This window comes from Streptomyces sp. NPDC036815 (assembly GCF_055609205.1).
Genome location: NZ_JBVJPW010000020.1, coordinates 143,191 through 155,635, shown reverse-complemented (window position 1 = coordinate 155,635; position 12,445 = coordinate 143,191). Strand labels below are relative to the sequence as shown.

Below are 12,445 nucleotides of genomic sequence, written 5' to 3'. Positions count from 1 at the left end.
AGTTCGGTGGAGTCCAGCACCAGCGGCAGGGTGGAGGCGGTGGCGAAGCGGCCCGCCAGCTCGGCCATGTCCGCCACCCCGTCACGGCCCACATAATCCACACACAGGTCCAGCATGTGCGCGCCCTCACGGATCTGATCGCGCGCCATCTCCACGCAGTCGTCCCAGCGGCCCTCCAGCATCGCCTGACGGAACTTCTTCGACCCGTTGGCGTTGGTGCGCTCCCCGATCGCCAGATAGGCGGTCTCCTGACGGAAGGGCACGCTCTGATACAGCGACGCGGCACCCGGCTCCGGACGCGGCTCGCGACGCGTGGGCTCCACGCCGCGCACCCGCTCCACCACTTGGCGCAGGTGCTCCGGAGTCGTGCCGCAGCAGCCGCCCACCAGGGACAGACCGTAGTCGCGGACGAAGTTCTCCTGGGCGTCGGCCAGCTCCGGGGCGGTCAGCGGGTAGTGGGCGCCATCCTTGCCCAGGACCGGCAGGCCCGCGTTGGGCATGCAGGAGATCGGAACACGCGAGTGGCGGGCCAGATAGCGCAGGTGCTCGCTCATCTCGGCCGGGCCCGTGGCGCAGTTCAGGCCGATCATGTCGATGCCGAGCGGCTCCAGAGCGGTCAGCGCGGCGCCGATCTCGGAGCCCAGGAGCATGGTGCCGGTGGTCTCGACGGTGACCGAGCAGATCACCGGGAGGTTCGCGCCGGTGGCGTCCAGAGCGCGGCGGGCGCCGAGGATGGCGGCCTTGGTCTGCAGGAGGTCCTGGGTGGTCTCGACCAGGAGGGCGTCGGCACCGCCCGCGATCATGCCCTCGGCGTTCTTCTGGTAGGCGTCGCGCAGGACGGCGTACGGGGCGTGGCCCAGGGTGGGCAGTTTGGTGCCCGGGCCCATCGAGCCGAGCACCCAGCGCTGCCGGCCGGTGTCGCGGGTGAACTCGTCCGCGACCTCGCGGGCGATGCGGGCACCGGCCTCGGAGAGCTCGAAGTTCCGCTCGGGGATGTCGTACTCGTTCAGAGCCGCGAAGTTCGCGCCGAACGTATTGGTCTCCACGCAGTCGACGCCGACCGCGAAGTACTCCTCGTGCACCGAGCGCACGATGTCGGGGCGGGTGATGTTCAGGACTTCGTTGCAGCCCTCGAGCTGCTGGAAGTCCTCCATCGTGGGGTCCTGCGCCTGGAGCATCGTGCCCATCGCGCCGTCGGCCACCACCACACGGGTGGCCAGGGCCTCGCGGAGGGCGTCGGCTCGGGTCCTGCTCTCGGACGAAACAGGCGTGGACTGCGACGACGGGGTTGGCGACGAGGCCATGAAAGAGCTCCCTGGAGTGCGACGGCTGTCGGCTTTGCGCCTTCTGGTTGGAGGGCGCACTCGGTCAGGGTAGCCGGGACCAAGGTCCCGCGGTGAAGTAGTCCACGAGACGGACGTGCGGGGCGGACATGGCTCGTTCGCATGCTTGACACGGGGAGCACGGGCAACACGGTCTGTCCGCGCATTAGCGAGAGGTCGACAACGACCGATAGTGTTCAGCATTGTCGAACGTCGACACAGGTGCGGCGACATACTGCGAGGGGACGGAGGTCGGGGCTGCGATGGCACGCAACATCCAGTCGCTCGAGCGGGCCGCGGCGGTACTGCGACTGCTCGCGGGCGGCGAACGGCGGCTCGGCCTCTCGGAGATCGCCTCCGCCCTCGACCTCGCCAAGGGTACGGCGCACGGGATCCTGCGCACCCTCCAGGCGGAGGGCTTCGTCGAGCAGGACTCCGCGTCGGGCCGCTATCAGCTGGGGGCGGAGCTGCTCCGCCTCGGCAACAGCTATCTGGACGTGCACGAGCTGCGGGCCAGGGCCCTGGTGTGGACCGACGACCTGGCCCGTTCCAGCGGCGAGAGCGTGCACCTGGGCGTGCTGCACCAGCAGGGCGTGTTGATCGTCCACCACGTGTTCAGGCCCGACGACAGCCGTCAGGTCCTGGAGGTGGGAGCCATGCAGCCGCTGCACTCCACGGCGCTCGGCAAGGTCCTCTCCGCGTACGACCCGGTCGCGCACCACGAAGCCGTCGAGGCCGAGAGCAAGACCTTCACCGTGCACACGGTGACCGATCCCGACGCCTTCGAGGACGTCCTCGACGTGACCCGCGCGCGCGGGTACGCGGCGGACGTAGAGGAGACGTGGGAGGGCATCGCCTCCGTCGCCGCCCCCATCCACGACCGTCGGCGGATGCCGGTGGGCGCGGTCGGCGTCACCGGCGCCGTGGAGCGGGTCTGCCGGGACGGGGAGCTGCGGCCCGAGCTGATCGCCGCGGTGCGGGACTGCGCGCGTGCCGTCTCCCGCGATCTCGGAGCCGGGCGCTTCTGACGCGGGCCGTCGGCCTCTCTCCCGCCCACCCTCCGCAGAACACCTGCGGGCCCGCCCGTCCTCGCCCCCTGCCGCTCCCTCCGCGGCGCCTCGTCGCCGCCCCCCCCGCCGCCCCGCTCGCGAAGCCTCAACATGCAGGTGACACCCGTTCGCGCGACGATCGACAGGCGTGCGCGGCCTCCCGGACCGCGAGGCGCAGTCCGATAAGGCGAAACGATCAATAACGATCGTGTTTTCAATAACAGAACTCTTGACGAGCGAGTAACCACGGGGTGAGACTCGCGTCCATCGGTCGGCATTGTCGAACACCTAACGGCATTACGCGCTAGAGTGTGACAAGGCCAAGGGCCGGCACAACGACCTCACCTGAGGTCGCGGACCACCGGAGGGACCCGGGGTTCGCCTTCCCCTGGACGAAGGACAAAGGAGTCGCGGGTGTCCAGCTCCGACATCTTCATCGGCGAGACCATCGGTACCGCCGTGCTCATCCTGCTGGGCGGTGGCGTGTGCGCCGCCGTCACGCTCAAGCGCTCAAAGGCCAAGGACGCCGGCTGGCTCGCGATCACCTTCGGGTGGGGCTTCGCGGTTCTGACCGGCGCCTACCTCGCCGGCGGCGTCTCCGGTGCCCACCTCAACCCGGCGGTCACTCTCGGCCTCGCCATCGAGGGCGGCACCAAGTGGAGCGACGTTCCGCTGTACCTGGCCTCGCAGCTGCTTGGCGCGATGATCGGCGCCGTACTGGTGTGGGTCACCTACATGGGCCAGTTCAAGGCCCACCTGACCGACCCCGAGATCCTCGCGGCGCAGCCCGTCGAGGAGGGCATGGTCGACCAGAAGGCCGCCCCCGCGGCCGGCCCGGTGCTCGGCATCTTCTCGACCGGCCCCGAGATCCGTCACTACGTCCAGAACGTGCTCACGGAGATCATCGCGACGGTCGTCCTGGTCCTCGCCATCCTGACCCAGGGCCTGAACGACGGCGGCAACGGCCTCGGCACGCTCGGTGCGCTGATCACCGCGCTCGTCGTGGTCGGCATCGGCCTCTCCCTCGGCGGCCCCACGGGGTACGCGATCAACCCCGTCCGCGACCTCGGCCCGCGCATCATCCACTCGGTGCTCCCGCTGCCGAACAAGGGCAGCTCGGACTGGTCGTACGCCTGGGTGCCGATAGTCGGTCCGCTGATCGGCGGCGCCATCGCCGGCGGTCTCTACAACGTCGCGTTCAAGTAGACCCGCGACAGCGACCGATGACCGCCACAGAGGCCAGAGAGCCGTCAGCAAAGAACTTCTGGAGCACACCGTGACCGACGCACACACCGCAGGCCCCTTCATCGCCGCCATCGACCAGGGCACCACGTCGAGCCGCTGCATCGTCTTCGACAAGGACGGCCGGATCGTCTCGGTCGACCAGAAGGAGCACGAGCAGATCTTCCCGAAGCCGGGCTGGGTCGAGCACGACGCCGCCGAGATCTGGACCAACGTCCAGGAGGTCGTCGCCGGGGCCATCTCCAAGGCCGGCATCACCCGCGACGACATCAAGGCCATCGGCATCACCAACCAGCGTGAGACCACGCTGCTCTGGGACAAGAACACCGGCGAGCCGGTGCACAACGCCATCGTCTGGCAGGACACCCGCACCGACGCGCTCTGCAAGGAGCTCGGGCGCAACGTCGGCCAGGACCGCTTCCGCCGCGAGACCGGCCTCCCGCTGGCCTCGTACTTCGCCGGGCCCAAGGCCCGCTGGCTGCTCGAGAACGTCGAGGGCCTGCAGGAGCGCGCCCAGTCCGGCGACATCCTCTTCGGCACCATGGACTCCTGGGTCATCTGGAACCTGACCGGCGGTGTCGACGGCGGCAAGCACGTCACCGACGTCACCAACGCCTCGCGCACGATGCTGATGAACCTGCACGAGATGCAGTGGGACGAGCGCATCTGCCAGTCCATCGGCGTCCCGATGCAGATGCTCCCCGAGATCCGCTCCTCCGCCGAGGTCTACGGCGAGGTCACCGGCGGCCAGCTCGGCGACCTCCTTGGCGGCATCCCCGTCGCCTCCGCGCTCGGCGACCAGCAGGCGGCCCTGTTCGGCCAGACCTGCTTCGACGAGGGCGAGGCCAAGTCCACGTACGGCACCGGCACCTTCATGCTGATGAACACTGGTGACAAGGCCATCAACTCCTACTCCGGGCTGCTGACCACGGTCGGCTACCAGATCGGCGACCAGAAGCCGGTCTACGCCCTGGAGGGCTCCATCGCGGTCACCGGTTCGCTGGTGCAGTGGATGCGCGACCAGATGGGCCTGATCAACTCCGCCGCCGAGATCGAGACGCTCGCGTCGTCGGTCGAGGACAACGGCGGCGCCTACTTCGTACCGGCCTTCTCCGGTCTGTTCGCCCCGTACTGGCGCTCCGACGCCCGCGGCGTGATCGCCGGCCTCACCCGGTACGTCACCAAGGCGCACATCGCGCGCGCCGTCCTGGAGGCCACGGCCTGGCAGACCCGTGAGATCACCGACGCCATGACGAAGGACTCCGGCGTCGAGCTCGCGGCCCTCAAGGTCGATGGCGGCATGACCTCCAACAACCTGCTGATGCAGACCCTCTCGGACTTCCTCGACGCACCGGTGGTGCGCCCGATGGTGGCCGAGACGACCTGCCTCGGTGCCGCCTACGCCGCCGGTCTCGCCGTCGGCTTCTGGTCCTCGACCGACGAGCTGCGCGCCAACTGGCGCCGGGCCGCCGAATGGACCCCCCACATGGACGCGGGCACCCGCGACCGTGAGTACAAGAGCTGGCTCAAGGCCGTGGAACGGTCGATGGGCTGGCTCGACGAGAACGCTGCCGAGGAGTAAGAACCATGACCACCCTGCAGAGCGTCCCTGCCCTCGGGACGCATCCGGCTGCCGGTTCCCACCAGAGCCGCGCCGAGACCCGGGAGCAGCTTTCCAAGGCGACGTACGACCTCCTGGTGATCGGCGGCGGGATCCTGGGCATCTCCACCGCCTGGCATGCCGCGCAGTCGGGACTGCGGGTGGCCCTGGTGGACGCCGCCGACTTCGCCGGCGCCACCTCCTCCGCCTCCTCCAAGCTTCTCCACGGCGGTCTGCGCTACCTGCAGACCGGCGCGGTGAAGCTGGTCGCGGAGAACCACTTCGAGCGGCGCGCGGTGTCCCGCCAGGTGGCCCCCCACCTGGCGAACCCGCTCACCTTCTACCTGCCGGTCTACAAGGGTGGTCCGCACGGCGCGGCCAAGCTCGGCGCGGGCGTCTTCGCCTACTCGGCGCTCTCCGCCTTCGGTGACGGCGTCGGCCACCTGCTCAGCCCGTCGAAGGCCGCGCAGGACGTGCCGGAGCTGCGCACGGACAACCTGAAGGCCGTGGCCGTGTACGGCGACGACCAGATGAACGACGCCCGCATGGCCCTGATGACGGTCCGCGCGGCCGTCGAGGCCGGTGCCACCGTCCTCAACCACGCCGAGGTCACCGGACTGCGCTTCACCAAGGGCCGGGTCACCGGCGCGGAGCTCAAGGACCGCATGAGCGGCGACGAGTTCGGTGTCAACGCCCGCCTGGTCCTGAACGCGACCGGCCCGTGGGTCGACCACCTGCGCAAGCTGGAGAACCCCGACGCGGCGCCCTCCATCCGGCTCTCCAAGGGCGCGCACCTCGTCCTCAAGCGCACCGCCCCCTGGAAGGCCGCGCTGGCGACGCCGATCGACAAGTACCGCATCACCTTCGCCCTCCCCTGGGAGGACATGCTGCTGCTCGGCACCACGGACGAGGAGTTCGAGGGCGACCCGGCGGACGTGCGCGTCACGGAGGCCGACACCGCCCAGATCCTGGACGAGGCCGCCTTCTCCATCCGCGACCAGCAGCTGTCGCGCGACCTGATCACGTACTCCTTCGCGGGTCTGCGGGTGCTGCCCGGCGGCCCCGGCGACACCTCGAAGGCCAAGCGCGAGACGGTCGTCACCGAGGGCACCGGCGGCATGCTGTCGGTGGCCGGCGGCAAGTGGACGACGTTCCGCCACATCGGCCGTACGGTGATGAAGAAGCTGGAGTCGCTGCCGGGCCACCCGCTCGGCGACGACTACGAGCCGATCTCCGAGCTGCCGAAGAAGCTGCCGCTGCCCGGTATCGCCAACCCGCGCGCGGTCGCCCACCGCCTCCTGGTGGACGGCCCGGCCCCGGGCCCGCGGATGGCCGCCGACACCGCCCAGCACCTGGCGACGCACTACGGCTCGCTCTCCTTCGACATCGCCCGCCTGGCGAACGAGAACCCGGAGCTCGCCGAGCGCGTCCACCCGGACGCCCCGGAGATCTGGGCCCAGGTCGTCTACGCCCGTGACAACGAGTGGGCCGAGACCGCGGACGACGTGCTGCGCCGCCGCACCACGCTGACGATCCGCGGCCTGGCCACGGACGAGGTGCGCGGCAAGGTCGAGGACCTGCTGGGCAAGAAGGCCTGACCCCAGCGGCCGGGTGAGGGGCGGCTCCCGTCGGGGGCCGCCCCTCACCCGTGTCCGGCGCTGCGTACGATCACCCGCGTGAGCTCTCCCTCGACGTCACCCTCCGACGCGCTGCCCATCACCCGAGTCCCCCGCACCGGCCTGCCCGCGCGGGCGGTGGTCGTCGGTGACCCGGGGCGGGCGTCCGCCGTCGCCGACCTCCTGTCCGACGCGAAGGAGGTGTCGTACCACCGCGAGTACCGCACGTTCACGGGCAGTTGGCAGGGCACCCCGGTCGTCGTCGCCTCGCACGGCGTCGGCGCCCCCGGCGCGCTGCTCCTCTTCCAGGAGCTCGCCGAGGCGGGCGTCGGCACGATCCTGCGGCTCGGCACGGCGGGCGCGATCCGGCCCGGCATCCGCGACGGCGACCTGGTCATCGCGGACGCGGCGGTGCGCGACGACGGCGTGACCCAGCAGCTGATCCCCGCCGAGTACCCGGCGTTCTCGGCGCCCGAGGCGGTCCTCGCGCTGCAGCGCGCGGCGCGGGCGGCCGACGCGCCGCACCACCGCGGGGTGGTGTGGACGCGGGCCGCGTTCCAGCCGGGCTTCCTGCCGCTGCCCGGCGAGGCGTACGCGCGGGCCGGGATCGCCGCCATCGAGATGGAGCTCTCCGCGCTGCTCGTCTTCGCCGCCACGCACGGCCTGACCGCGGGCGGGGCGCTGGTCGTGGACGGCGCGAACGCCGACGAGCTGGTCGACAAGGACGCGACCGGCGGCTACGACCCGCACCGCGACGTGGTCGCTCTCGGGGTGGAGCGGGGCGCCCGGATAGCCTTGGACGCGCTGCGTCTGCTGGCCGCCGCCGAGCACTGAACGACGAGACCGAACGACCGAGCACCGGACGACGAGCACCGACGTCGGACGACGAACGACCAGGGAGAGCGCGACCCCGATGCATGCCACTGACCTGCCGGCCCAGGACCGCGGCGGCTCCATAGACCTGCTGGTGCACGGCGGCGACGTCCTGACGGTCGACGCCGAGGGCACCGTCGTGGCGGACGGCGCGGTCGCCGTCCGCGGGGGCCGGGTGGTCGAGGTGGGGCCCGCGGAGCGGCTGCGCACCGCGTACGAGGCGGCGGAGGAGATCGACGCGCGCGGCTGCCTGGTGCTGCCCGGCCTGATCAACACGCACACCCATCTCGCGATGACGCTGCTGCGCGGCATCGCCGACGACGTGACGCTCCAGGGATTCCTGGCCCGCGTGATCCCGCGCGAGGCCGAGCTGCTCTCGCCCGAGACGGTGGCAGCGGGCATCCGGGGCGCGATCGCCGAGTCCGTGCGCGGCGGGGTCACGACCGCGCTCGACATGTACTGGTTCCACGAGGCGGCCGAGGAGGTGGCCCGCGAGGCCGGGTGGCGGCTGCTCTGCGGCCCGACGTTCATGGACGTGCCGGTCCCGCCGGACGGCCGCCCCTACGCCGAGCGGCTCGCCTGGGCGACCCGGTCGCTCACCTCCCGCAAGGCCACGCCGGGCACCCGCCCGGTCGTCTTCGCGCACTCCGCGTACACGCTGGCCCCCGAGCAGCTGACGGCGATCGCCGGGCTCGCGCGCGAGCACGGCGCGCTGCTGCACCTGCACGCCGCGGAGAACGCGGGCGAGGTGGCGGCCGTCACCGAGCAGCACGGCATGCGGCCGGTGGAGCTGCTCGACTCGCTCGGCGTGCTCGGCCCCGACACGCTCCTCGCGCACGCCGTGGACCTGACCGACGCGGAGATCGCGACGCTGGCCCGCACGGGTACGAAGGTCGCGCACTGCCCGGTGTCGAACCTGAAGCTGGGCTGCGGCATCGCGCGCGTGCCCGAGCTCCTGGCGGCGGGCGTCACGGTCGGCCTCGGCACGGACGGCGCCGTGAGCTCCAACACACTGGATCTGCTCGGCGCGGTGCGGGTCGCCGCGCTCGTGCACAAGGCGGGCGGCGACCCGACGGCGGTCGGCGCGGAGCAGGCCGTGCGGATGGCGACCGTCGAGTCGGCGCGGGCCCTGGGCCTCGGCGACCAGCTGGGTTCGCTGGAGGCGGGCAAGCGCGCCGATCTCATCGTCCTCGATCTGGCGCGGCCGCACCTGGCGCCCCGCCACGACCCGTGGTCGACGCTCGCGTACGCGGCGTCGGCCGCCGACGTCCGGGACACCGTGGTGGACGGCCGCGTCCTGATGCGCGACCGCGCCCTGCTGACCCTCGACGAGCCCGCCGTGCTGCGGGAGCTGACGGCGGCCGCCCAGCGGGAGAGCAGCGCGGTATGACCCCGGGCACCGACTTCGAACCGACCCGCGGCTTCACCGGCCGCGCCCGCGCCGCCGACCGCGACCCGCGGCTGCCGCCGGGCCAGTACGACGCGGGCGACACCTGGCCCGTCCTGTCCGCCGAGGTGACCCCGCAACTGGCCGCCGCCGACTGGACGTTCCGGGTCGACGGGCTCGTCGCCGCCCCGCGGACCTGGACCTGGGACGAGGCGCACGCGCTGCCCGCCGCCGAGTACCGGGGCGACATCCACTGCGTGACGAGCTGGTCCAAGTTCGGGGTGCGGTTCGGCGGGGTGAGCCTGGACTCGTTCCTGGCGGCGGCCCGCCCGCTGCCCGGGGCGACGCACGTCATCGCGTACTCCCACACCGGCTACACCTCGAACCTGCCCCTTGCCGACGTGAGCGACGGCAGGGCGTGGATCGTGTGGGAGTACGGCGACGCGCCGCTGCCTCCCGAGCACGGCGGTCCCGCCCGCCTCATCGTCCCCCACCTGTACTTCTGGAAGAGCGCCAAGTGGGTGGCGGGGCTGCGGATCACCGACCGCGACGAGCCCGGCTTCTGGGAGCAGAACGGCTACCACCACCGGGGCGACCCGTGGGCCGAGGAGCGCTACTCCGGTGACTGAACCCTCGTACACCCCCGCGTCGGCGCCGTTCGTGCCGCCGACGGCGTTCGCCGTGCCCGGCCGCATCGACGTGAGCAGTCGCTCGGCGGCCGTGTGGCAGCGGGCGACCGTCGTGGAGATCCGCCGCGAGACCCCGCTCGTCTCGACGTTCCGGCTGAAGGTGCCCGAGTGGGAGGGGCACGTTCCGGGCCAGCACCTGATGCTGCGGCTGACCGCCGAGGACGGCTATGTCGCCCAGCGGCACTACTCGATCGCGTCCGCGCCCGACGGCAGCGGCGAGATCGAGCTGACCCTGGACCACGTGCCGGGCGGTGAGGTGTCGGGCCATCTGCACACCGTGGCGCGCGTCGGCGACACCGTCGAGGTGCGGGGGCCGCTGGCCGGCTTCTTCGCCTGGCCGGGCGACCGTCCCGCGCTGCTGCTCGGGGCCGGCTCGGGCGTAGTGCCGCTGATGTCGATGGTCCGCCACCGCCGCCTCGCGGGCCTTGACGTGCCGCTGCGCCTGATCGTGTCGGCGCGCACGCCCGAGGACCTGATCTACGCGAACGAGTACGCCGACGAGACCACCGTCGTCCTGACCCGCTCCGAAGGCCGCCTGAACGCGGGGCACTTGGCCGGCCTCCTCGGCGAGGCCGGACGGCCCGAGGGCGGCTGGGAGGCGTACATCTGCGGCTCCAACGGGTTCGCGGAGCACGCCTCGCGGCTGCTGGTGAGCGGCGGCCAGCCGGTGGACCGGATCAGGATCGAACGCTTCGGCTGACCGGAGCCGCGCCACGGGCCCATAATCGCCTGACACATCGGATGTCTTTTCGACACTTTCGACTTTGACACTTCTGACTGGCGAGGCGAGGTCCCATGGCTGTCACCGACGAGGCCATCGAGAAGATCAAGGGCATGATCGTCTCGGGCGCCCTGCGCCCCGGCGACCGGCTGCCCAAGGAGAGCGAACTCGCCGCCGAACTGGGACTGTCGCGCAACTCCCTGCGCGAGGCGGTGCGCGCCCTGGCGCTGATCCGCATCCTCGACGTGCGCCAGGGCGACGGCACATACGTCACGAGCCTGGACCCCCAACTCCTCCTGGAGGCACTCAGCTTCGTCGTCGACTTCCACCGCGACGACACGGTCCTGGAGTTCCTCGCCGTGCGCCGCATCCTGGAACCGGCCGCCACGGCGATGGCCTGCGCCCACATCTCGGACTCCGAACTGGACGCGCTGAGCGAGCAGTTGGACGCCCTGGGCGACGCGCCGTCCGTGGAGGAACTGGTCGCCTGCGACCTGGAGTTCCACCGCGGCATCGTCCAGTCGGCCGGCAACTCCGTCCTGTGCTCCCTGCTCGACGGCCTGTCCGGACCCACCACGCGGGCCCGCGTCTGGCGCGGCCTGACCCAGGAGGACGCCGTCAGCCGCACGCTGCGCGAGCACCGGGCGATCCTCGCCGCGCTGCGCGACCGCGACGCGGAGGCGGCCAGGTCGTGGGCGACGGTGCACATCGCGAGCGTCGAGCAGTGGCTGCGTTCGACGCTGTGAGATCACTCCGCTCCCCTGCGTGAACGCGCCGCGCCACCCGGCGCGAAGCCGCCGTTTCCCGGCCCCGGGCGTGGGCAGTGATCACTGCATTCCCCGTGCAAGGGGGCTGCGGACGGACCCCGCCGACGCCGTAAGGTTGGGGGGTACGCAAGGGAACGTCGGAAGGAGGCCTGGGTGATCGAGCTCGAGGGGGTTCCCGAGCTGGTCGACCCGGTCATGGTGGCCGCGTTCGAGGGCTGGAACGACGCAGGCGACGCCGCTTCCGCCGCGGTCGCGCATCTCGACAAGGAGTGGAAGGGCGAGGTGTTCGCGGCGCTGGACGCCGAGGACTACTACGACTTCCAGGTCAACCGTCCGACGGTCTGGCTGGACGGCGGGGTGCGGAAGATCACGTGGCCGACGACCCGGCTCTCGGTGGTGCGCGTCGGCGGCGACAAGCCCCGTGACCTGGTGCTCGTCCGGGGCATCGAGCCGTCCATGCGCTGGCGGTCGTTCTGCAACGAGATTCTGGGCTTCGCGCACGAACTGGGCGTCGAGCTGGTGGTGATCATGGGGGCGCTGCTCGGCGACACCCCGCACACCCGCCCGGTTCCGGTCAGCGGCGTGACCTCCGACCCGGACCTGGCGCGCACCATGGACCTGGAGGAGACCAAGTACGAGGGCCCGACCGGCATCGTCGGCATTCTCCAGGAGGCGTGCACGCACGCGGGCGTGCCCGCCGTCAGCCTCTGGGCGGCCGTCCCGCACTACGTGTCGCAGCCGCCCAACCCGAAGGCGACGCTCGCGCTCCTCAACCGCCTGGAAGACCTGATCGACCTGCGCATCCCGCTGGGCGAGCTGACCGAGGACGCGCGCGCCTGGCAGGTGGGCGTGGACCAGCTGGCGGCCGAGGACAGCGAGGTCGCGGAGTACGTCCAGTCGCTGGAGGAGGCGCGGGACACCGCGGAGCTCCCGGAGGCGTCGGGCGAGGCCATCGCCCGCGAGTTCGAGCGGTATCTGCGCCGCCGCGACGGGGGCGAGGGAGGGGCGTACCTGCGGGACACCCCGAGCGACCGCACCCGGCCCCCGAAGCCGAAGCCCACGCAGCGGCCCGGGCAGGGGACGGACGGCGAGAGCGACGCCGACGACCCCGGCAGCCCGTCCGATTCGTCGGACGACTGAGGGTTTCCTCCGCGTCTCCACCGGATCGCGTCGAACGTC

At 71.7% G+C, this 12,445-nt stretch carries 11 protein-coding genes; 10 read left to right on the top strand and 1 reads right to left on the bottom strand.

The features are described from left to right. Positions 1 to 1,304, bottom strand: a 1,304-nt coding sequence (locus ACZ69I_RS31155; protein ID WP_470835912.1) for a homocysteine S-methyltransferase family protein, incomplete at its 3' end; no start/stop codon positions are given. Positions 1,305 to 1,585: 281 nt separating this feature from the next. On the opposite strand from ACZ69I_RS31155, the gene ACZ69I_RS31150 reads away from it, so the two are divergent. The 10 genes from ACZ69I_RS31150 (at position 1,586) to ACZ69I_RS31105 (ending at position 12,406) form a co-directional block, all read left to right on the top strand. After that, positions 1,586 to 2,350, top strand: a complete 765-nt coding sequence (locus ACZ69I_RS31150; protein ID WP_470835911.1) for an IclR family transcriptional regulator — start codon at positions 1,586 to 1,588, stop codon at positions 2,348 to 2,350. A 435-nt stretch (positions 2,351 to 2,785) separates the two neighbouring features. After that, positions 2,786 to 3,577, top strand: coding sequence for an MIP/aquaporin family protein (locus tag ACZ69I_RS31145; RefSeq protein WP_467680798.1), 792 nt, complete (start codon positions 2,786 to 2,788; stop codon positions 3,575 to 3,577). A gap of 70 nt (positions 3,578 to 3,647) precedes the next feature. Beyond that, positions 3,648 to 5,195 (top strand): glycerol kinase GlpK, encoded by a 1,548-nt coding sequence (gene glpK / locus ACZ69I_RS31140; protein ID WP_467680796.1) that lies wholly within the window; start codon positions 3,648 to 3,650, stop codon positions 5,193 to 5,195. A gap of 5 nt (positions 5,196 to 5,200) precedes the next feature. Further along, positions 5,201 to 6,811 carry a glycerol-3-phosphate dehydrogenase/oxidase gene (locus tag ACZ69I_RS31135; protein WP_467680794.1) on the top strand — a complete coding sequence of 537 codons (1,611 nt, stop codon included), beginning with the start codon at positions 5,201 to 5,203 and terminating at the stop codon, positions 6,809 to 6,811. A 78-nt stretch (positions 6,812 to 6,889) separates the two neighbouring features. After that, a complete protein-coding gene (locus ACZ69I_RS31130) occupies positions 6,890 to 7,663 on the top strand; it encodes a phosphorylase family protein (protein ID WP_467680792.1) in 774 nt (257 codons plus the stop codon). 79 nt (positions 7,664 to 7,742) lie between these two features. Then, positions 7,743 to 9,092 carry an amidohydrolase gene (locus ACZ69I_RS31125; protein ID WP_470835909.1) on the top strand — a complete coding sequence of 450 codons (1,350 nt, stop codon included), beginning with the start codon at positions 7,743 to 7,745 and terminating at the stop codon, positions 9,090 to 9,092. Beyond that, positions 9,089 to 9,718, top strand: a complete 630-nt coding sequence (locus tag ACZ69I_RS31120; protein WP_470835908.1) for a sulfite oxidase-like oxidoreductase — start codon at positions 9,089 to 9,091, stop codon at positions 9,716 to 9,718. Before ACZ69I_RS31125 ends, ACZ69I_RS31120 begins: the two co-directional genes overlap by 4 nt. Beyond that, positions 9,711 to 10,478 carry a ferredoxin reductase gene (locus ACZ69I_RS31115; protein ID WP_470835907.1) on the top strand — a complete coding sequence of 256 codons (768 nt, stop codon included), beginning with the start codon at positions 9,711 to 9,713 and terminating at the stop codon, positions 10,476 to 10,478. The genes ACZ69I_RS31120 and ACZ69I_RS31115 overlap by 8 nt, the downstream gene beginning before the upstream one ends. A gap of 95 nt (positions 10,479 to 10,573) precedes the next feature. Next, a complete protein-coding gene (locus tag ACZ69I_RS31110; RefSeq protein WP_470835905.1) occupies positions 10,574 to 11,245 on the top strand; it encodes a FadR/GntR family transcriptional regulator in 672 nt (223 codons plus the stop codon). 174 nt (positions 11,246 to 11,419) lie between these two features. Next, positions 11,420 to 12,406 carry a PAC2 family protein gene (locus tag ACZ69I_RS31105; RefSeq protein ID WP_467680782.1) on the top strand — a complete coding sequence of 329 codons (987 nt, stop codon included), beginning with the start codon at positions 11,420 to 11,422 and terminating at the stop codon, positions 12,404 to 12,406. The last annotated feature ends 39 nt before the right edge of the window (positions 12,407 to 12,445 follow it).

What these genes read in the sequence shown, in the direction of transcription:
- ACZ69I_RS31150 (WP_470835911.1), top strand. Translation starts at nt 1,586, where the DNA reads ATGGCACGCAACATCCAGTCGCTCGAGCGGGCCGCGGCGGTACTGCGA.
- ACZ69I_RS31135 (WP_467680794.1), top strand. Translation starts at nt 5,201, where the DNA reads ATGACCACCCTGCAGAGCGTCCCTGCCCTCGGGACGCATCCGGCTGCC.
- ACZ69I_RS31125 (WP_470835909.1), top strand. Translation starts at nt 7,743, where the DNA reads ATGCATGCCACTGACCTGCCGGCCCAGGACCGCGGCGGCTCCATAGAC.
- ACZ69I_RS31120 (WP_470835908.1), top strand. Translation starts at nt 9,089, where the DNA reads ATGACCCCGGGCACCGACTTCGAACCGACCCGCGGCTTCACCGGCCGC.
- ACZ69I_RS31110 (WP_470835905.1), top strand. Translation starts at nt 10,574, where the DNA reads ATGGCTGTCACCGACGAGGCCATCGAGAAGATCAAGGGCATGATCGTC.